Origin of the sequence: Sneathiella marina (genome assembly GCF_023746535.1) — a bacterium.
GTDB lineage: Bacteria > Pseudomonadota > Alphaproteobacteria > Sneathiellales > Sneathiellaceae > Sneathiella > Sneathiella marina.
On the sequence record NZ_CP098747.1, the window covers coordinates 1,720,032 to 1,741,607 of the forward strand.

Genomic DNA, 21,576 nt, shown 5'->3' on the forward strand with positions numbered 1-21,576 from the left:
TAATGAGGGAGGGCATTAGGCGCCATAGGCGCCGCCCGTCGGGGTCTGGATGACAAAAATATCGCCCGCCTGCATTTCCGTTTTGTCCCGACCTTCAAGATACTCGGTTTCGCCATTGGTGCGGACAACCCACTGTTTGCCGACTTGACCCGGATCGCCACCTTCCAGCCCGAAGGGCGGGACAACCCGGTGACTTGCCAGGATCGCGGCTGTCATCGGTTCATGGAAGCGAATTTTACGCAACGTGCCATTGCCGCCGGGATGGGCCCCTCTGCCACCGGATTGAGGGCGGATTTCAAAACTGTCCAGGGTAACCGGAAACCGCCATTCAAGAACTTCCGGATCGGTCAGCCGGGCATTGGTCATATGCGTATGAACCGCGCTGGTGCCATCATAAGTCGGGCCCGCACCGGCACCGCCGCAGATGGTTTCATAATATTGATAGACATCATTGCCGAAGGTAAAGTTATTCATGGTGCCCTGCGCCGCCGCCATGACGTTGAGAGCCCCAAACAGGCAATCGGTAATGCATTGAGAAGTCTCCACGTTCCCGGCAACCACCGCCGCCGGATAAACCGGGGACAACATGGAGTTATCAGGCACGATAATGTCCAGCGGTTTCAGGCAGCCGGCATTGAGCGGAATATCTGAATCGACCAGACAGCGGAAGACATACAGAACCGCCGCCGTTGTCACTGCCCGCGGGGCATTGTAATTGGTCGGATGCTCCCCGCTGGTGCCCGTGAAATCAATGGTTGCGGTCCGCGCTTCCTTGTTGATCGAGATCTTGACCTTGATCTCGAAACCGTCATCCATGGGATAGGTGAAACTCCCGTCTTTAAGGACATCCAGGACACGCCGGACGGATTCTTCCGCATTGTCCTGCACATGTCCCATATAGGCATGAACAACATCAATGCCAAACTGGTCGACCATCTTGCGCAGTTCCTGAATTCCTTTTTCGCACGCGGCGATCTGGGCTTTCAAGTCGGCCATATTCTGGTCCGCGTTCCGGGTCGGATAGGCGCCCGAGTTCAGGATATCGGTAATTTCCTGTTCCAGGATTTCCCCGCCATCGACCAGCAGAATATTATCCAGAATAACGCCTTCTTCCTCGACGGTTTTGCTGTCAGGCGGCATGGATCCCGGCGTCAGGCCGCCTATATCCGCATGATGGCCGCGACTGGCCACATAAAACAGAACATCCTTTTCCGCCAAATCGAAAACCGGTGTAATCACCGTAACATCCGGCAAATGCGTCCCGCCGTTATAAGGCGCGTTCAGCACAAATACATCCCCGGCTTTCATGCTTGAACGATGTTTGCGGATGACCGATTTTATGCTTTCCGACATGGAGCCCAGATGCACTGGCATATGCGGTGCATTGGCGATCAGGTCGCCATTCAGGTCAAAGACGGCGCAGGAGAAATCCAGCCGTTCCTTGATATTCACCGAATAAGCTGTTTTCTCCAGAACCGTCCCCATTTGCTCGGCCACATTCATAAACAGGTTATTGAAGATTTCCAGCATGACCGGATCCACATTGGTGCCGATGGCCATCACCCGCTTGATCTCTTCCACACGCTCGAGGATAAGATGGCCGCGATTATTCATTTCTGCCTGCCAGCCGGGCTCGACCACTGTTGTGCCCGTGCTCTCGACGATAACCGCGGGGCCGGTGACCTTTTCACCGACAGCAAGTGCATCGCGATCAAAGAAGGGGCAGTCTTTTCGTTTATCCCCCATGAAAATGCTTTGCTGGGCAATCGGAACGGTGGTTTCGGCCGTTTCCGGTTTTGTGAGGACGGGATCGTCAACCTTGTCACCGGAGCCAATGACCTCTACGGCGATAGCCTCAACAATCATGGTTTTTTCCGGTGTATTAAAGCCAAACCGTTGCCGGTGAGCGGCTTCAAAGGCGGGGATGATTTCCTTCAATGTGCCGAAATCCACGATCATGGAGGTATCGGAGCCATGATATTTGATATGCAGCTTGCGCTCCACGGTAATGCGGTCTTCAGGCGCGCCCTGTGCCAGCATTTCCTGGAACCCTGTCTTTGCCAATTCGTCGAGCGCACTGGAAATCGCGGGAAGTTCGGCGGCGGAAAGTTCGACTTCGACAGCCCGTTCTTTCATCACCCGCAAATCAGCGAGGCCCATACCGAAAGCAGACAAGACACCCGCATAGGGATGGAGCATGATTTTCTTGATGCCGAGACTGTCCGCGACCATACAGGCATGCTGGCCACCGGCGCCGCCGAAGGAGGTCAGCACATATTCGGTAACATCATATCCACGCTGAACGGAGATTTTCTTGATGGCATTTGCCATATTTTCAACTGCGATAAACAGGAAGCCTTCGGCAACTTCTTCCGGGGTGCGGTTGGTGCCCGTGGCCGCATTAATCCGGTCTGCAAGCTCCGTAAATTTCTCTTTTACAATATCCGCATCCAGTGCCTCGTTGGCATTGGGACCAAAAACCTTCGGGAAGAAATCCGGGGAGAGTTTACCGAGCATGACATTGCAATCGGTAACTGTCAGCGGGCCGCCCTTCCGATAACAGGCTGGTCCCGGATTTGCACCTGCACTGTCCGGCCCGACCTTGTACCGGGCCCCATCGAAATCAAGTATGGAGCCGCCGCCTGCGGCAACCGTATTGATCAGCATCATGGGGGCCCGCATCCTCACACCGGCGACTTCGGTTTCGAACGCGCGCTCATATTCGCCGCCAAAATGAGAGACATCCGTTGAGGTGCCACCCATATCAAAGCCGATAACCCGGTCAAATCCGGCCATGGCAGATGTCTGCACCATACCGACCACCCCGCCAGCCGGGCCGGAGAGAATGGCATCTTTTCCTTGAAAAAAATGGGCATCCGTCAATCCGCCATTGGATTGCATGAACATGAGACGGGTATCCCCAAGCTCGGACGCAACGCGATCCACATACCGGCGCAGGATCGGCGACAAATAGGCATCCACAACCGTGGTATCGCCGCGGCTGACCATTTTCATCAGGGGGCTGGCGCCATGGCTGGTGGAAATCTGGGTAAACCCGATGTCGGCGGCAAGCTGCGCAACCTGCTGTTCATGATCGTGATAGCGATAGCCATGCATGAAGACAATGGCACAGGCACGAATGCCCGTATCGAAAACAGCTTGCAGATCTGTTCGGGCTTTTTCCAGGTTCAACGGTGTTATCAACTGGCCGGTCGCGCCAACGCGTTCCTCCACCTCGACAACCGTCTCGTAGAGCATTTCGGGGAGCTTGATATTGAGGTCAAACAGCTTTGGCCGGGTTTGATATCCAATTCTGAGGCTGTCCCTAAATCCCGTTGTCGTAATCAACGCCAGTCTTTCGCCTTTGCGTTCAAGCAGGGCATTTGTGGCAACGGTTGTGCCCATTTTGACCGTGCCGATAACGTCGGAGGGAATGGGGGCCGATTTCTCGATACCCAGTATATCCCGAATACCCTGCAACGCTGCATCAGCATAATGTTCCGGATTTTCGCTCAGCAGTTTGTGGGTTACAACACTGCCATCGGGTTTGCGCGCCACAAGATCCGTGAAGGTGCCGCCACGATCGACCCAAAATTGCCAATCGTCCTGTGAGGTTACTGCCGCAGATTTTCCCATAATGCAATGTCCGGATTTTGGTTTGAGTGAGTGTTCGATAACACAAGTAGACTAGTTAAAAAATATTACAATCCTCATTGTTTGATTTCCGTGTTTCACGGGGATCAAGCCAGTATCGTTCTATATCAATATATCCGCCCTAATTGGGGAAAAACAACACCGGGCTGCGGTCAACTCTCCACAGAAGCAAAAGGTATGAAGATCGATGTTGCACCAACAACAGGAAGATTTTGTTCCGGCATCGCAATCGCCAATCTGGCATTTGGTTCGAACCTATTACAGGCAAATGGGAATAAAGGCCTGGCATGATTCCGCGGTGCCCAATTACATTACGACCAATCCCTTTATCGCCAGCCGCTATGCCAAAATAGTCCAAGGTTTTTTTGCGGATTTTTCCAGATCCGGAAAATCCTATCCCTCGGAAGATCCCTTTTACATTATTGAACTTGGGGCGGGTGCCGGCAGGTTTGGGTATGGTTTCTTGAAGCATTTCTTCTCGGACCTTGAAATGTCCATCAGGGACAATCGAAAATTTGTCTATGTGATGACCGATATCTGCAAGGCCAACATAGATTTCTGGAAACATCATCCACAACTACAGGCTTTCATCCGGCAAGGTGTGCTGGATTTCGCCTATCTGGATGTCATGAGCCCGGAGACAATCGAGCTTTTAATCTCTGGCAGGACACTGGTTGCCGGTGCAATCAAGACGCCCCTGGCTGTTATCGCAAACTATATTCTCGATAGCCTTCCCCATGATCTGTTTGAAATCCGAAATGGCACCTTGCGGGCGCGACTCATCAAATGCAGGATGGATCCTGATGCGGACCATATTGCAGACTTGGTGCATCGGACGAAAATCGACTATCGGGTTGGAGACTGCGCGAAGGACTATTATCAAAACAGGAACTGGAACGCGGTTCTCAATGAGTATCAAAAGAGCGAGAATACCCTGAATTTTGCGATTCCCGTTGGCGGTTTGACGGCGATTGAGAAATTGTCGTCCTTGACGACCGGGCCGATGTTTATGCTTGCCAGCGACTTCGGGGACAGCGATCTGACATCCATCCGTTCTTTGCCAAAGAGGAAAATTGCGCGCAATGGCTGTTATACGGCGCGGGTGAATTTTCATGCAATCTCGAGATATCTGGATCGGGTAGGGGGACGCTTTTTCTCTCCGGGCCATTTGAAATCATCGCTGGAAACCGTTGGATTGGTGATGAATATACGGCGAAAAAAGCTAAAACATCTGTCCCATGCCTTTCAAACACATATCAGGGATTTCGGGCCGGACGAATTTTTCATGATGAAAAAAATAATCGGGCGGAATATTGATGGTCTTGAATTTGAACAAATGATTGGCGCCCTGCGCATGAGCTGTTGGGATGCAAAAATTTTCAGCGGCTTCGCATGGGCCTTGAAAGCAAATCTCGATACACTGGACCCGTGGCAAAAAAAGACCGCCGTTCAGACCCTGCGCAATGTGGATGACATGTATTTCAGGTGTGACAATACGGCAGACCCGGCAATTGTCATTATTGACCTTCTGCTGACCATGGGGGACGCGACTGCTGCGCGGGCATTGCTTCGCAAGAATAGTGTTTTTCTTCGGCAATCGGAGGGTGGGAGAAGGATCGTCAATCGCGTTAGAGCGCTCGCAAATTAAAATATTTTGAATTACGGCGGTAACAGAATATAAACTGATTACTGGTATCCCTAAGAAATTATCAACGATCTTTCCAAACGAGAAACGGGGCTCTATGGCACATAAAGGTATTATTCTGGCCGGTGGGACAGGCAGCCGCTTGCATCCGTTGACGATCAGCGTGAGTAAGCAATTGATGCCGGTGTATGACAAACCGATGATCTATTACCCGCTGACTTCTTTGATGCTGGCGGGTATTCGGGATATCCTGATTATCACCACACCGCAAGAGCAAGCCGTCTTTCAACATCTTTTGGCCGATGGCAGCAAATGGGGACTTAACCTTACCTATGCCCAGCAGCCGTCGCCGGATGGCTTGGCGCAGGCTTTTATTATCGGTGAAAAACATATTGGCGACGACCCTTCGGCGCTTATTCTTGGCGACAATATTTTCTATGCGAATATGTTCGAAACCCTGTTGCAAAATGCTCAAAACCGGGAACAGGGCGCGACTATATTTGGCTATCACGTGTCGGATCCGGCGGCTTATGGTGTCGCGGAATTTGATGCCGATGGAAAAGTAACGGGGGTTGAGGAAAAACCCGAACATCCAAAATCCAATATCGCCATTACCGGTTTGTATTTTTATGATAACCAGGTCATCGATTTCGCCCGTCATTTGAAACCCAGCGCCCGCGGCGAGCTGGAAATTACCGACTTAAACAGATTATATCTCGATCGCGATGAATTGAGCATGGAAGTTCTGGGTCGCGGCAGCGCCTGGCTCGATACGGGGACTTATGACAATCTTCTGGAAGCCTCGCATTTTGTCCAGACAATCGAAAAACGTCAGGGCCTCAAAGTGGCCTGTCCGGAAGAAATCGCTTTTCAAAAAGGCTATATATCGGCGGCGGAACTGGCCGGTCTTGCGGAACCCTTAAGAAAGAGCGGATATGGGGAATATCTGCTCTCTCTTCTGGATTAATAGGGAATTCATATTAATAGGCCGAATTCATAGAAAAATCATATCAATCCGCGTTTCTGCAGGAATTCCACGATAAAGGCCGCGGCATCCTCCGCGCTCATTTTCGCCCCGTCGATGACAAGTTCCGCATTCTCCGGGCGCTCATAGGCTGAATCTATGCCGGTGAAATTCTTGATTTCGCCGGCGCGGGCCTTTTTATACAGGCCCTTGATATCCCGTTCTTCACAGATTTCCAGGGGCGTATCGACAAATACCTCCAGAAATTCACCTTCTTCGAGAAGGCCGCGTGCCATTTGACGTTCGCTTCTGAACGGGGAAATAAACGACACCAGAGTTATCAATCCCGCATCAACCAACAACTTGGATGTTTCGCCAACCCGGCGGATATTTTCGACCCGGTCCGCATCGGTAAAGCCCAGATCCTTGTTCAATCCATGACGGACATTATCCCCGTCCAGCAAATAGGTGTGCTTGTCGAGAGAATGCAGTTTCTTTTCGACCAGATTGGCAATGGTTGATTTTCCCGATCCGGACAAGCCGGTAAACCACAGGACAGAGGCTTTCTGGTCTTTCTGGGACGACCGGGCTTCTTTATGAATATCCACCGATTGCCAATGAATATTGTCCGCCCGGCGCAAGGCAAAATCGATGGTGCCGGCGCCCACGGTGGCGTTTGAAAAACGGTCGATCAGAATGAAGGAGCCGGTCTGCCGGTTATCCGCATATGGATCAAAGGACACAGCCTTATCAAGGGTAATATTGCAGATACCGATTTCGTTCAGAGCCAGTGTTTTTGTCGCCACATGTTCCAGAGTATTGACATTGACTTTATACTTCAAGTCACTGATCTTGCTGGAAATTAAAGAGGTACCGATTTTGATCAGATAGTTTCGGCCGGGCAGCATGGGCGTATCATGCATCCAGACCACGCGGGCGCTGAACTGATCGGCGGTGGCCGGACGATCCGACGTCTGGCACAGCACATCACCGCGGCTGATGTCAATTTCATCTGCGAGGGTGAGCGTGACCGCCTGGCCGGCTTCGGCCGATTCCAGGTCTCCGTCAAAGGTGACGATCCGCGACACCGTGCTCGCCTGCCCGGATACCGGTTCAACCACCGCATCGCCGACACGAACAGTTCCGCTGGCGATGGTGCCGGAAAATCCGCGAAAATCGAGGTTGGGACGGTTTACCCATTGCACCGGCAAGCGAAAGGGCGCCTCGCTCACATCTTTGCCAAAATCCACGGTTTCTAGATATTCAAGGATCGTCGGCCCCTGATACCAGGGCATGGCCGGGCTCAATTCGATCATATTATCGCCGTTCAGGGCGGAGACGGCGATGGTCTGGATCGTATCGAAATTCAGTTGCCGGGCGAAGGCCTCATAATCGGCCTTGATCTTGGTGTAAATGGCTTCGTCATATCCAACCAGGTCCATTTTATTGATGGCGAGGACAATTTTCTTGATCCCCAGAAGCGACACAAGGTAACTGTGACGCATGGTTTGGGTCAGCATGCCTTTTCGGGCATCCACCAGAATTACGGCCAGATCTGCTGTTGACGCGCCGGTCACCATATTTCGCGTATATTGTTCATGTCCCGGCGTATCGGCGACAATAAACTTGCGCTTGTCCGTCGTGAAGAAACGGTAGGCCACATCAATGGTAATCCCTTGCTCCCGCTCCGCCTGAAGGCCGTCGAGAAGGAGGGCGTAATCTATGCTGCCGCCCTGGGTGCCGATGCGTTTGCTTTCAGCCGTCAGGGTTGCCAGCTGGTCTTCAAACAGAAGCTTGGTATCCCATAACAACCGGCCGATAAAGGTGCTTTTTCCGTCATCGACACTGCCGCAGGTTATAAACCGCAACAGGTCTTTTTGTTCCTGGGTTTCCAGATAGGCGTCAATTTCCGTTTTGGCTGTTTCCGGTAAAGATGTCATTAGAAATAGCCCTCCTGTTTTTTCTTCTCCATGGATCCGGCCTGGTCTTTATCTATCAACCGGCCTTGCCGTTCGGACGTGCGGGCGACGAGCATTTCCTGAATAATTTCCGGAAGCGACGTTGCACTGGATTCAATGGCGCCGGTCAGCGGATAACAACCAAGGGTCCGGAACCGAATGGATTTCATCTGCGGTTCTTCGCCCGGCTCCAACGGCAGGCGGTCATCATCAACCATGAGAAGCATGCCATCCCGTTCGACCACGGGCCGTTCCGCCGCAAAATACAGGGGCACAATGGGAATGTTTTCCCGGTAGATATATTGCCAGATATCCAGTTCGGTCCAGTTGGATAAAGGAAAGGCGCGGATGCTTTCACCCGCGCGTACGCGGCCATTATATAAAGACCATAATTCCGGCCGCTGGTTTTTCGGATCCCACCGGTGATTTTCACTGCGAAAGGAAAAGACACGCTCCTTCGCCCGGGAGGCTTCCTCGTCACGCCGGGCGCCCCCGAATGCGGCATCGAATTTATATTTATCCAAAGCCTGCTTAAGCGCCTCGGTTTTCATAATATCCGTATGAAGCGCCGATCCATGGGTGAAGGGGCCAATGCCCTGGGCGACACCGTCGGTGTTAATATGGACAAGCAGATCGAGATCATATTCCTTTACCATTTGCTCCCGAAAGGCGATCATCTCCTTGAATTTCCATGTGGTATCCACATGCAACAGTGGAAAGGGAACAGGTGAGGGATAGAAGGCCTTGCGGGCCAGATGCAGAAGAACGGCTGAATCCTTGCCAATGGAATACATCATCACCGGGTTTTCGAATTCCGAGACAACTTCCCGAAATATCTGAATACTCTCTGCTTCCAGTTGCTGAAGATGGGTCAGATGTAACGTCATGGTAAGAACTCGTTTCCTTCTTCTCATATTTGGCCTGAAGTGGGCCGCAACGCAAGGGAGTACCGAAAAATCAGCTCGATAACAAGGGCTAACTACGTAATAATACAAAATAAATTGTGATTATATGTAATTGGTATGTTATTTTGTTAAATAATAGATATGCAACTGTAATTTAAATACAATACCCCTCCGGATTGGATGCCGAAATTATCATGGCAACCGGTATTACAGGCAGCTGTATAACAGGATAAGCGGAAAACCATTGAACGCGACCGTTTCGCCCCGTATTATGCGAGGCACAACATCGATGAGACGCAAGATGACATCTATTTCTCTGCTTTGTAACATTTGATGCGGGAGGATATTTTTATCGAGAGTGATTTTGCCTATACGGATACCAGGCTTGCGTGTCCGGAATGCGATCTTGTGCATGCTATCGCGGATATTAATGAGGGAGAACAGGGGCGGTGTACCCGCTGCGGTGCGCTGTTATTTGTCCGGCATCGAAACAGCCTTGATAGATCATTGGCTTTTGCGCTGACCGGATTTCTTTTCTTTATACTGGCCAATATGTTTCCGCTTCTGACTTTTGAGTTGGACGGCCGTTCGCAATCCAACAGGTTGATTGACGGGGCAATTGCCTTTTTGAACGAAGGCTATTGGGAACTGGGGATTGTTGTTTTTGTCTCGAGTGTGCTTGCGCCCATGATGGTCCTTATTGTGCTGATCTCATTGTTGCTGCCACTGCGGCTGAACCGATTACCCTTCAATCCTCAATTCCAGATCAGAATGCTCATGCATCTTCGCCCTTGGGCAATGTCGGAGATTTTTATTCTGGGGATCATCGTCGCGTTTGTGAAGTTAAGCGATTTTGCCGAAGTGAGTGTCGGATTGTCCCTCTTTGCCTTTGTCTTGATGGTGGCGGCAACGGTAATGGCCTATCTGACCCTGGATGACGAAGCCCTGTGGTCGCGGCTGGATGAAGTGAAATCATGACCGGGCATTATGTAACAGCGCGGTCGATGGACGCCGTTTCCTGTCCAACCTGCGGCTTGCTGATTTCAAATTCCTATCGGCGTTCGACTTCCAATCGCTGCCCAAGATGTGACAGCGAGCTCAGCTCCCGAAAAAGGAACAGTCTTAAGCGGACCTGGGCGTTGTTGATTGCTGCTGCAATTCTGTATGTTCCGGCCAATGTCTACCCCATTCTCACCCTTGTATCTTTCGGCAAATCGACAACCAACACCATTATGGGCGGGGTCATAGAACTCGTGCATTCCGGTCAATGGACCATCGCCGCAATCGTTTTTATTGCAAGCGTAATAGTCCCGATATTCAAAATTGTAGCTTTGTTCTTTTTAGTCATAACCGTGCAGTTCAATGTGACCTGGCACCCCCGCAATCGCGCATTGCTATATCGCTTTACGGAATTTATCGGGCGTTGGTCGATGATTGATATATTTATGATTTCTATCCTTATTGCACTTGTTAAATTACAAGCCATAGCTACGGTGGAGGCTGGCGCTGGCGCAATTGCCTTTGCTGCCGTGGTTATCATTACGATGTTCGCTGCCATGACGTTTGACCCGCGTTTGATTTGGGACAAGTTGGGGGAAAAAGTATGACCGAAGAGAGTAACCTGGACGTACCACAGGCTAAAATTCGCCGCGGTTATGGGAGTCTGCTCAGTATTTGGCTGGTCCCGATTATCGCGCTGGGGGTCGCGGCTTTTTTAATTGTCAAAACCGTCGTCGAGAAGGGCACCGAGATTTCCGTGATTTTTGAAAATGCGGAAGGAATGACCCCGGGGAAAACCCAACTCAAATTCAAGGATGTGAACATCGGTTTGTTGACGCGGATCGATATTCTTGATGATGAAAAGGGCGTGAGCGTGGTGATTGATGTCAATCGGGAAGCCGATAAGTATCTGACGGATACTGCGCGGTTCTGGGTTGTCTCCCCGTCGATTGGATTGCAGGGCATTACCGGCCTGGAAACAATATTGTCAGGATCCTTTATCGAGATTGACCCCGGAACAGGAGGCGAGCGTAAAGAGGCGTTTGAGGGACTGGCGACGCCGCCGGTGATTACGTCGACGGACAAGGGGACAGAATTTGTCCTGTCGACCAAGAGTTTAGGCAATATTTCGCGCGGAACGCCGGTTGTCTATAAAGGGCTGAGGGTCGGTACTGTCCTCGGGTACCGCCTCGCCAAGAGCAACGAATCAATAGATGTTTATACATTTGTGAAGGCCCCTTTTGATGCCCTTGTGTTGGAAGGAACCAATTTCTGGAATGCGGGGGGTGTTAATATTAACGTATCGACATCCGGTATCGAGGTTGGCGCTGAATCGCTTCAGGCTCTCATCACGGGGGCCGTCGAGTTTGATACCCAGTCTATCTATAAAAACACCTGGAAGGCCGAGAGTGGCCATAAATTCAAACTCTATAGGAACTTTAAAGCCAAGGAAGACGCCAAATACACGGAAAAAGCTGATTACGTGCTGTATTTTGCCGGATCTGTCAGTGGACTTGCCGTTGGTGCTTCCGTGGAATTTCGCGGGATCAGAATAGGGACCGTGAAGGAAATCACCCTTGAGATTGATGAGGAAAAGAAAAAATACCATATTCCCGTATTGATCGAGATTGAACCTCAGCGGATTACAATCACGGATGCGGGGAAGAAATTGCTGTCGGTTGTTGAAGCGGGCAACTTGCGTAAGAAGATTATTGAAAATCTGATCATGCGGGGTTTGAAGGGGAAATTGAAATCGGCCAATTTCCTGACGGGTCAATTGATTGTTGATCTCGTTCTGGCGCCGGATACGAAAGCTGTCTTCCTGGCAACGAGTGATCGGTATCCTGAGATTCCAACCATGCCGGCAGATATCGAGAAAATCACCACTTCCGTCGCCCAGCTGGTTGAAAAATTCAGCAAATTACCCATCGAGGAACTGGGCAAGAATTTGACGGAAACTGTTGGTGGCATTGATAAATTCATTAATTCCGGAGAATTGCAATCGACCATTGCCGAATATCGCAAGCTTGCGGTAACCGTTCGTAAAGTCGCGGAAAGTTTCGATGAGAAAACCCTGCCGCAAATCGGCATGACGCTTGACGAAACCCGGGATGCCATCAAGAAGATTGATGCGACCCTTGCCACGGCGGAAAAAATGTTCAGTTCGGCAAATAGTCTGATTGCCGATGGATCCCCGTTCAAATATGATTTGACAGTGATGCTTCAGGAATTGTCTGCTGCAAGCAGGGCGGTCCGTGGTTTGGCTGAATTTCTGGAACGCAATCCCAGTGCGTTGATTAGCGGGAAAAGGTAAGGGTCATGACGAAAATCTGGAGGGGCGGTATCTTGAGAAAACTACTGGCTGTTATTGGACTGGTTGCGATGACGAGCGCATGCGCCGGATTGCCCGGATCGGCTCCGACAAATTTTTACGTCATTAAACCGGCTGCCGGACTTGGCCCCGATGCCGCTGCAAATACCCTGCCGCAAGGTATAAGCGTTGGCATCGGACCCATCCAAATTCCGGGCTACGCGGATCGTTCCCAGATCATCACCTTTGATGGTGGGGCCCGGGTAACTGTTGCTGATTTTGACCATTGGGCGGCACCGCTTGGCGATACAATCAAGCGTATTTCAAGCGCCAATGTTGCGGCGCTGATCGGCGAAGAGAAAGTCTTTCCCTATCCCGCTGATTTCCGCCCCGACCGGCGATCCCTCCAGATCGCTCTTGAAATCGTTGATATCGGGCAGCGTGCAGATGGCCAGGCCTGGGTCAGGGCCCGCTGGCATGTCAAGCGCCTGTATGACAATCAGGTGGCGATGCGCGGCTCTGGAAATTATGAAGAGCCGACGACGGCAGGGGATTATGATACCTATGCCGAAGGGCTGAGTGTCATCTTCGGCCGTCTCGCAAAGGATTTGGTGGCGTCCCTTGACAAGGTTCAGTTTGAACCGGCCACAAACTAGCTGCGTAGATCTTCTACGCGTAACCCTGAATTTCTTGATAACGGAATAAATGGATGTCGAAACCAAACGTCCTTTTCATCACCATCGATCAGTGGCGCGCCGACAGCTTGGGCGCAACTGGCGATCCCGTGATACAAACGCCGGTTCTGGATAGCTTATGCGGTGATGGTGTCGTGTTTTTGAACCATTACAGCTGTTCTGCGCCTTGCGGTCCGTCCCGGGCGACCTTGCATACAGGAATGTATCCCAGTAACCACCGGTCCATTCTCAATGGCACGCCGTTAAGCGGCGGTCTGACGAATATTGCCTTTGAAGCCAGAAAATCAGGCTATGACCCTATTTTGTTCGGCTATACCGATACGACGCCGGACCCACGGGACCTGGGAGCCTCGGATCCGGCCTTTCGGACCTATGAAGGGGTTTTGCCGGGATTTACAGTTGGAATGAATATAACGTCAGACTGTGAACCCTGGCTGACTTATCTCCGGGATAAGGGCTACTCGGTACCCGGGACAGGATATGATGTTTATTACCCTGATCCTGACTTCAGCCTTCCGGCGGATCGGCACTCGACTTATGCGCCCGCCCGCTTCAAAGGAGAGGATAGCGAAACCGCCTGGTTGACGGACTATGTCCTGAAGGAGTTGAAGACTGACGGGGACGATCCCTTCTTCTTTCATGTTTCCTATTTGCGGCCACATCCGCCTTTTATCGCGACACCGGAATTGCATGACCTCTATCAGCCCGGGCAGATGAAAGACCCCATCCGGACCCGCAGCCTGCCGGAAATGGCGGAACAGCATCCGTTCCTTAACTTCGCCTATCAGAAAGTCCGGCAAGAAGACTATTTCATGCAAGGGGACGGGGCGGTGGCTGATCTGACCGTTGACGAGGTCTTGCAGATTCGCGCAACCTATAAGGCACTGGTGACAGAGGCGGATCAGAATATTGGCCGCATTATTTCGGCGCTGAAGGAAAGCGGCGACTATGACGATACCCTGATCGTGGTGACAACGGATCACGGGGAGCAGCTGGGCGATCATTATCTGTTTGGCAAGCTGGGCTTCTATGACCAGAGCTTTCATATTCCGCTCATCATCAAGCCACCGCTAAGTTGGGGGTTCAATACCGGAGAAACGGTGTCCGCCTTCACGGAATCCGTTGATATCATGCCGACGATACTCGATGGGATCAACCAGGCCATTCCGCGTCAATGTAACGGCGAAACGCTCTTGCCGCTGCTCAAAGGCGAAACGCCGGAGGGCTGGCGGGACGCTGTTCACTGGCTCTTTGATTTTCGCGATCCGTTGCAGGGACGATCGGAAGCCTTTTTCGATATGCCCTCATCTGACTGCAATGTCCTTGTCCATCGGGATGAAGACTTTAAATATGTGCATTTCGCCAATTTGCCGCCTTTGCTGTTTGATATGCGAAATGATCCGCAAGAAGAGCATAATCTGGCGGAAGAACCGGACTATCAAGCCGTCGTGCTTCACTATGTCCAGAAATTGCTGTCCTGGCGCATGCGTCATGAAAATTCGGAATTGGCTGACCTGATTACATCAGATGACGGGCTGACGGAAAAAGGGGCGGTGATTACGGAGCTTTAACCTCGTTTGGCAGGTCCCTGCCGGCAAAGAAAGCATCCAGGTTGTCCAGGCACATGAACCCCATGGCATTGCGGGTCTCAACGGTGGCGCTGCCGATATGGGGCAACACAAACAGATTGCCCAGTTCCAGATAGTCCGGATTAAGGGCAGGCTCGTTCTCAAACACATCCAGCCCCGCCGCAGCGACTTTACCTGATTTCAAGGCACGGATAAGCGCCGCGTCTTCGACAACCGCGCCGCGCGCGGTATTTACGATAACCGTCCGGTCCGGCATTTTGGAAATACTGTCATCATTGACAAAATATTTTGTTTCCGCCGAAAGCGGACAGTTGATGGACAGAAAGTCACAAACAGGTAGAAAACTTTCCCTTGTTTCGTGAAAAACAGCATTTTCCAGTCCCGGCGCTTCCACTTTTCGCCGGTTATGATAGTGAATTTGCATATCGAACCCTTGCGCCCGCCGGGCCACAGCCTGGCCAATACGCCCCATGCCCAGAATACCAAGGCGTTTGCCTGTGACATGGACGCCGAGGAACTGATTGGGTTCCCATCTCGTCCATCCGCCCGCCCGCAATGTTTGTGCGGACATATGAGCCATCCGGGCTGCACCGAGCAAGCATAACAATGCAATATCCGCTGTTGCGTCGGTCAGGACATCCGGCGTGTTGCTCAACCGGATGCCACGGGAGAGGACAGCCGGAACATCAATATGATCATAGCCAACGGAAAAGGTTGCGATCATCTTCACCCGGTCCGGCAGTCCGGAAATCAATTCCGCGTTTATGGCCTCGGTTGCTGCGCAGAGAATAGCATCCGCATCTTGCGATAGCCGTAATATTTCGGCCATGTCCATGGGATGATCGTCTTCGTTGGTAATGGCATCATAGGAATGCTTTATCCGGGTCATGACGTCGGGTGGAAAATTTCGGGTGACGAGCAAACGTGGTTTGGTAATCATGACAGGTCCTGCAATAGCGTGTACAATTTGGTCCGTATGTTTAGCATTAATCTCAGGACCGAGAAAGCGTGTAAAAAGACGTTGGGAAAAAGGGGCAAGGGAAGACAGATGGATTGGAAATCCGAACGCAATGAATTGATCGAAACGGTTTGCACAATGAATAAATTGGGCATCAATCACGGAACGTCCGGTAACGCGTCTGTCCGGGTTGACAACGGGTATCTGATGACACCTTCTGGCGTTGCCTATGAAGAAATGCGCGAAGAGGATATCGTCCTGATGTCCTTCGACGGTTCCTATGAGAGCATTGAGGACCGCCGGAAACCCTCGAGTGAATGGCGGTTTCATCAGGACTTACTGTCGGCGCGCGCCGATTTTGGCGCAATCCTTCATACACATGGTACTGCAGCAACGACTCTTGCCTGTCACCGCCGGGAAATTCCGCCCTTTCACTATATGATTGCCCTGGCCGGAGGGCATACAATTCGCTGCGCCGAATATGCGACTTTTGGCACGCAGGCCCTGTCCGACAACGTTTTAACAGCAATGGAAGGGCGTAAAGCCTGTTTGATGGCCAATCACGGCCTGCTGGTCGGAGAGGCAAGCCTGCGCAATGCATTGTCCTTGGCCGTTGAAGTGGAATACTTGTGCGACGCCTATTGGCGGGCCCTTCAACTTGGTGATCCGGTGCTGTTGACGACGGAACAAATGGACGCCGCGCAGGAAAATTTTCGAAAAGGCTATGGTATTGCTTCACCGTAGTTGAAGAGTAAGTGGAACCTCTAAAAAGCTCTATCGCCCGGTTAAAAAAACCAGTAAAACATCTATTCGAATAATGTCGAGGAGATAAGAATGACAATAACAATATCCAAAGCAGAATTTTTGAACTCAGTTGGAACAGAATATGGCCCGGGCGAATGGTTCAAGGTTGATCAGGAACGTATCAACCAGTTTGCCAGTGCCACTGACGATTATCAATTTATACATGTCGATCCGGAAGCCGCGAAGGATACACCTTTCGGGACCACAATTGCCCACGGGTTTTTAAGCTTGTCGCTGTTGGCTGCATTGGTGCCCAAAATTCAGCCAAAGCCTGATAACGTTAAAATGGGAATAAATTACGGTATCGACAAATTGCGGTTTCTACAGCCGGTCAAGGTTGATAGTGAAATTCGTGCCAAGAGCAAAATTTTAAGTATCGATGAGAAACGCCCAGGACAGTATTTGACGAAATCTGAAGTTACGATTGAAATCAAGGATGAAGCCAAGCCGGCGTTAATAATTGAATGGTTGGGCATGACCATTCTGGACGAATAGAAGCAACATAAAAACATACGTAAAATAAAAGGAGACGTTATGAGCATTCGGTTTGACGGCAGGGTGGCTATTGTCACGGGTGCCGGGAACGGCCTTGGACGGTGTCACGCCATTAGCCTGGCTGAGCGTGGCGCGAAAGTCGTCGTAAATGATCTGGGCGGTGCCCGGGACGGGAGCGGCGGCTCGTCAGATGCGGCAAAAGCCGTGGTGGCTGAAATTGAAGCTGCCGGCGGTGAAGCAATTGCCAACGGCGCCAATGTCGCAGACATGGAGCAGGTTCAGGCAATGGTTGATGAAGCCAGGGAAAAGTGGGGACGTGTTGATATTCTGGTGAATAATGCCGGGGTTCTTCGCGATAAATCCTTTTCCAAAGTGGAAATAGATGATTTTGATTTTGTCCTCGATGTACATCTGATGGGATCGGTTAATTGTTCCAAGGCTGTGTGGCCACTTATGCGCGAACAAGGTTATGGCCGGATTGCCATGACCACCTCTTCCAGCGGCATGTACGGAAATTTTGGTCAAACCAACTATGGCGCCGCAAAAATGGGCGTAATAGGCCTGATGAATACCCTGGTGCTGGAAGGCGCCAAATATGGCATTAAGGTCAATGCGTTATCACCTTGCGCGGCAACCAGGATGACTGAAGACATCATCCCTGAGAATCTATTGGGTCTGTTGACCCCGGAATCAGTGACCCCCGCCTTGCTGTTCATTGTCTCCGATGATGCGCCGAACCGCACAATTATTACGGCTGGAGCAGGAACATTTGCCCGGACAATTGTCTATGAAACGGGTGGTAAATGGTTGCCTGAGGAAGATCAGACACCTGAAAAGATCGCCGAGAACTGGGCGGAAATTTCTGATGCAGCCTCGCAGATGGAATATACAAGCGGCAATGATCAAACACAAAATATGCTGACCAAGGCGGCGACAGGACTTGGCATCAAGCTTTAGGTTGAATGCCGGAAAATTATCGGGCAGGCTCCAGTTGAGCCTGCCTTTTTTTGTTGCCGTAATGTAAGCTTACCTGAATTAACTAGCAGCTCCATAGGACGACTATGTTTGAGACGGCAATAAATAGGTTTTTGCAAAGTTTTTCAACGCCCTGGCTGGACCAGTTCATGCTGGGTGTAACATGGACGGGGGATGAAACATTTATTGTCGGTATCCTTTGCGTTATCGGCCTTGGCGTTGATTTTCGCCGGGGGTTTATCCTTCTTCAGCTCCTGTTAATTGCTTTTATTTCAGTCGATTTTTTAAAGACGGTTATCGCACTTCCGCAGCCTTTTTTTCTCGATGCCTCGCTTCTTGACTTTGGATCGTTGCCGGACGGCATTGTAGCCCTTAAAAATGCGGCAGCGACATCTTTTTTTGGCGCGATCCCGGAAAGCTCCCTGGCGGCGCATCGAACCTACGCACAAGGGGTAGATGATTATGGATTCCCCTCCGGCCACACTGTTGGTGCCGTTGTTCTTTGGGGCGGATTAGCCTTGGTTTTTCGAAACAAGGCGGCACTGCTATGGGCTGGGATCATGGTAGTATTGATGATGCTATCCCGGATGTTTCTGGCCCGCCATTTTTTGGCGGATGTTTTAGGCGGGGCAACAGTTGGTATTCTTCTGCTGCTTTTGGCGCGGTATCTTCTTGATCATCTTGACGCCAATGCGCTATTTTATAAATCAGCATTTGATCTTACGGCGAACACGAAATCGGCTTTTCTTTTGTTGGGAATGGCGTTCGGTATCCCACTGATAATCATGGGAACTGGCCATGGATTTATTGGGCGTCAATCCGCATATTTAGGCATCAATGCGGCATTTCTAGCCCTGCTTTTTTTCAACGTATCGTTGGAAAGGGGGGGTTGGTGGCAGAGAATGATCCGGATTGTAATCGGATTTGGCCTGTTCTTTGGTACAAATAGCTTGATCAAACTCCTGCCCATCGCCCATGACGGTGCTGGGTATATGTTCCTGAAAGGGTTCTTGCCGCCCTTTATATTATTCCTGTTTGCCTACACTATTGTTTCATTTTTAATGACAGCAGAACAGAAGCAAATGTCGCCTCTCAAGCGGATATAACCGCTTGAAAGACGTTGTTAGTTTTGACTAATCCAGAAAGGGTAGATTGAGATTGTTTTCGCGGGCACAGTCTTGTGCAATCTCGTAACCGGCATCGGCATGTCGCATGACACCCGTTGCCGGATCATTAAACAATACCCGTTCAATGCGCCTGTCCGCCTCTTCAGTGCCGTCACAGACGATGACCATCCCTGCATGTTGGGAAAATCCCATGCCGACACCACCCCCATGATGTAAACTCACCCATGTGGCGCCGCTGGCCGTGTTGAGAAGGGCATTCAATAATGGCCAGTCGGATACAGCATCGGAGCCATCCTTCATTGATTCAGTCTCCCGGTTCGGGCTGGCGACCGAGCCGCTATCCAGATGATCCCGGCCAATGACCACAGGCGCTTTCAATTCACCCGTGCGAACCATTTCGTTAAAGGCGAGGCCAAGACGATGGCGCTGACCTAATCCTACCCAGCAAATGCGGGAAGGAAGCCCTTGAAATTGTATACGCTTTTTCGCCATATCAAGCCAATTATGAAGATGCGGATCGTCTGGTATAAGCTCTTTTACTTTCGCATCTGTCTTGTAGATATCTTCCGGATCACCGGAAAGCGCTGCCCAACGGAAAGGGCCAATACCCCGACAAAACAATGGGCGGATATAAGCGGGAACAAATCCGGGAAAATTGAAGGCATCGGTTACGCCTTCTTCCAGGGCAACCTGGCGAATGTTATTGCCATAATCGACGGTGGGGATCCCTTTTTCCTTGAACCCCAGCATGGATTGAACTTGAATTGCCATGGACTTTCGGGCCGCAATTTCAACGGCTTTCGGGTCTCTTTCTCGTTTGTCTTCCCATTCGGCAAGGGTCCAGCCTTGGGGCAGGTATCCATTGATTGGGTCATGGGCTGATGTCTGGTCCGTAACCAGGTCCGGTAGATAATCTCCGGCTAGGATTTGCGGGAAAATGTCTGCCGCATTTCCAAGAAGACCGACCGACACCGGCTCGTTACTCTCGGTTGCTGCACGAATAAGGTCCAATGCTTCATCCAGTGTTTCAGCTTTTTTATCCAAATACCCGGACCGTAGCCGAAAATCGATGCTACTAGGGCGACATTCGACAGCCAGCATGGACGCGCCAGCCATGGTTGCGGCAAGTGGCTGGGCGCCGCCCATGCCGCCTAGTCCGCCGGTCAGAAACCATTTTCCGCCTAAATCGCCATCGAAATGCTGACGGCCGGCTTCTACGAAGGTTTCATACGTGCCCTGGACAATGCCCTGACTGCCGATATAGATCCAGGAACCTGCCGTCATCTGGCCGTACATCATCAGGCCCTTTTTATCGAGTTCATTGAAATGTTCCCATGTTGCCCAGTGGGGAACGAGATTTGAATTCGCGATAAGAACGCGCGGGGCGTTTTCATGGGTTTTAAAAACACCAACGGGTTTTCCCGATTGCACAAGCAGGGTTTCGTCAGTATTCAGATCCTGGAGCGATTTCTGGATTTGATCAAAGCATTGCCAATTGCGCGCCGCGCGCCCGATGCCACCATAAACAACCAGCTCGTGAGGATGTTCTGCCACATCGGGATCGAGGTTATTCATCAGCATGCGCAAAGGGGCTTCAGTTTGCCAGCTCTTGCAAGAAAGTTCAGGGCCCGTCGGGGCTTTGATGGTCCGTGTATTGTCCAGTCTATCGTTCATTTGGATGTTCCCTCATTCCGGCCGTAAGTTTTACCGGCCCAGTCAAGCATGGCTTGGAGTAATTTTTTTAATGTTGGTTGAAGCTGTTGGGCCTTTTCCTGGCGATAGGAAAAGGGTGGAATTTCGTCCATGTAGTCTTCCTGTGCCAATTCAAGTTGTACGGCATGGATGTTGTTGCCCGGATCACCATAGTGGCGTGTAATATATCCGCCCTTGAACCGGCCATTAAGGGCATGGCTATACGGGGAGGCCACTGCAATCTGTTCCAGGTGATTTTCAAGCTCGGGAACGGTTGCCGCGCCATTTCCGGTGCCAAGGTTGAGTGTAGGAAGGCGGCCTTCAAAAAACCGGGGAAGGACGGACCGGATCGAATGACAGTCGAAAAGAAGCGTAAATCCATGGATTTCCCTGATCCGCTTGATCTCTGATTCCAGAGCGTCATGATAGGGTTGCCAATATGTTGTACGGCGGTTTTCAATCTCTGCGTCATCCGGGGTTTTGTTGTCCTTGTAAAGCGGAGCGTCATTGAACAGTGACGTGGGACAGAGTTCCGTAACGCTTTGTCCGGGATATAGCGATGCGCCGCTTGGATCTCTGTTCAAATCAATGACGTAGCGTGAATGAGTGGCAGTTAGAACCGTCGCGTCGAGTGTGTTTGCAATATCTTCATACAGGCGGTCAATATGCCAGTCGGTGTCAGCTTTTAATTTCCCCTCATCTGTCAGACGAGATAAAATCTCCGGCGGTATATCCAAGCCCACATGAGGCTGGCTGAGAATTAAGGGTGAAGACCGTTGTGTTAAAGCATATGTTTCAGACACTG

Annotated in this window: 17 protein-coding genes; 11 read left to right on the forward strand and 6 right to left on the reverse strand. The window is 51.1% G+C overall.

Features of this window, described 5'->3' with window-relative positions; genetic code table 11:
* Positions 1-15: 15 nt before the first annotated feature.
* The gene (locus tag NBZ79_RS08245; protein ID WP_251937312.1) at positions 16-3,636 is read right to left on the reverse strand and encodes a hydantoinase B/oxoprolinase family protein; all 3,621 of its coding nucleotides are present in this window, start codon (positions 3,634-3,636) and stop codon (positions 16-18) included.
* A 205-nt stretch (positions 3,637-3,841) separates the two neighbouring features.
* On the opposite strand from NBZ79_RS08245, the gene NBZ79_RS08250 reads away from it, so the two are divergent.
* Positions 3,842-5,302, forward strand: a complete 1,461-nt coding sequence (locus tag NBZ79_RS08250; protein ID WP_251937315.1) for an SAM-dependent methyltransferase — start codon at positions 3,842-3,844, stop codon at positions 5,300-5,302.
* A 94-nt stretch (positions 5,303-5,396) separates the two neighbouring features.
* Positions 5,397-6,266 carry a glucose-1-phosphate thymidylyltransferase RfbA gene (gene rfbA / locus NBZ79_RS08255; RefSeq protein ID WP_251937318.1) on the forward strand — a complete coding sequence of 290 codons (870 nt, stop codon included), beginning with the start codon at positions 5,397-5,399 and terminating at the stop codon, positions 6,264-6,266.
* Positions 6,267-6,304: 38 nt separating this feature from the next.
* Here the strand turns inward: rfbA and cysN are convergent, their stop codons facing one another.
* Positions 6,305-8,203 carry a sulfate adenylyltransferase subunit CysN gene (cysN, locus tag NBZ79_RS08260; protein WP_251937321.1) on the reverse strand — a complete coding sequence of 633 codons (1,899 nt, stop codon included), beginning with the start codon at positions 8,201-8,203 and terminating at the stop codon, positions 6,305-6,307.
* Complete coding sequence (gene cysD / locus NBZ79_RS08265) at positions 8,203-9,108, reverse strand: sulfate adenylyltransferase subunit CysD (RefSeq protein WP_251937324.1); 906 nt, start codon at positions 9,106-9,108, stop codon at positions 8,203-8,205. The genes cysN and cysD overlap by 1 nt, the downstream gene beginning before the upstream one ends.
* A gap of 351 nt (positions 9,109-9,459) precedes the next feature.
* Here cysD and NBZ79_RS08270 point away from each other — a divergent pair, with 351 nt between their 5' ends.
* From NBZ79_RS08270 to NBZ79_RS08290, 5 genes are read left to right on the forward strand one after another with little or no spacing between them, the layout of a single operon-like run.
* Complete coding sequence (locus NBZ79_RS08270) at positions 9,460-10,104, forward strand: paraquat-inducible protein A (protein WP_251937327.1); 645 nt, start codon at positions 9,460-9,462, stop codon at positions 10,102-10,104.
* Complete coding sequence (locus NBZ79_RS08275) at positions 10,101-10,733, forward strand: paraquat-inducible protein A (RefSeq protein WP_251937329.1); 633 nt, start codon at positions 10,101-10,103, stop codon at positions 10,731-10,733. The genes NBZ79_RS08270 and NBZ79_RS08275 overlap by 4 nt, the downstream gene beginning before the upstream one ends.
* Positions 10,730-12,439, forward strand: a complete 1,710-nt coding sequence (locus NBZ79_RS08280) for a PqiB family protein (RefSeq protein ID WP_251937332.1) — start codon at positions 10,730-10,732, stop codon at positions 12,437-12,439. Before NBZ79_RS08275 ends, NBZ79_RS08280 begins: the two co-directional genes overlap by 4 nt.
* Positions 12,440-12,444: 5 nt before the next feature.
* Positions 12,445-13,092: a PqiC family protein gene (locus NBZ79_RS08285; RefSeq protein ID WP_251937335.1), complete on the forward strand. Its 648-nt coding sequence runs from the start codon at positions 12,445-12,447 to the stop codon at positions 13,090-13,092.
* A 53-nt stretch (positions 13,093-13,145) separates the two neighbouring features.
* Positions 13,146-14,702, forward strand: a complete 1,557-nt coding sequence (locus NBZ79_RS08290) for an alkaline phosphatase family protein (protein ID WP_251937338.1) — start codon at positions 13,146-13,148, stop codon at positions 14,700-14,702.
* Here the strand turns inward: NBZ79_RS08290 and NBZ79_RS08295 are convergent.
* Positions 14,689-15,660: a 2-hydroxyacid dehydrogenase gene (locus NBZ79_RS08295; RefSeq protein WP_251937341.1), complete on the reverse strand. Its 972-nt coding sequence runs from the start codon at positions 15,658-15,660 to the stop codon at positions 14,689-14,691. The two genes, NBZ79_RS08290 and NBZ79_RS08295, sit on opposite strands and share 14 nt — an antisense overlap.
* A gap of 108 nt (positions 15,661-15,768) precedes the next feature.
* Here NBZ79_RS08295 and NBZ79_RS08300 point away from each other — a divergent pair, with 108 nt between their 5' ends.
* The 4 genes from NBZ79_RS08300 to NBZ79_RS08315 all read left to right on the forward strand — a co-directional run bounded on the left by NBZ79_RS08300 (position 15,769) and on the right by NBZ79_RS08315 (position 19,058).
* Positions 15,769-16,422 carry a class II aldolase/adducin family protein gene (locus NBZ79_RS08300; protein WP_251937344.1) on the forward strand — a complete coding sequence of 218 codons (654 nt, stop codon included), beginning with the start codon at positions 15,769-15,771 and terminating at the stop codon, positions 16,420-16,422.
* 90 nt (positions 16,423-16,512) lie between these two features.
* Complete coding sequence (locus NBZ79_RS08305; protein WP_251937346.1) at positions 16,513-16,977, forward strand: MaoC family dehydratase; 465 nt, start codon at positions 16,513-16,515, stop codon at positions 16,975-16,977.
* A 39-nt stretch (positions 16,978-17,016) separates the two neighbouring features.
* Positions 17,017-17,934: an SDR family NAD(P)-dependent oxidoreductase gene (locus tag NBZ79_RS08310; protein WP_251937348.1), complete on the forward strand. Its 918-nt coding sequence runs from the start codon at positions 17,017-17,019 to the stop codon at positions 17,932-17,934.
* A gap of 104 nt (positions 17,935-18,038) precedes the next feature.
* Positions 18,039-19,058 (forward strand): phosphatase PAP2 family protein, encoded by a 1,020-nt coding sequence (locus NBZ79_RS08315; RefSeq protein ID WP_251937351.1) that lies wholly within the window; start codon positions 18,039-18,041, stop codon positions 19,056-19,058.
* A gap of 27 nt (positions 19,059-19,085) precedes the next feature.
* On the opposite strand, the gene hutU is transcribed toward NBZ79_RS08315, so the two are convergent.
* Positions 19,086-20,753 (reverse strand): urocanate hydratase, encoded by a 1,668-nt coding sequence (gene hutU / locus NBZ79_RS08320; protein WP_251937353.1) that lies wholly within the window; start codon positions 20,751-20,753, stop codon positions 19,086-19,088.
* Positions 20,750-21,574, reverse strand: a complete 825-nt coding sequence (gene hutG / locus NBZ79_RS08325) for an N-formylglutamate deformylase (RefSeq protein ID WP_251937356.1) — start codon at positions 21,572-21,574, stop codon at positions 20,750-20,752. Before hutG ends, hutU begins: the two co-directional genes overlap by 4 nt.
* Positions 21,575-21,576 lie beyond the last annotated feature (2 nt).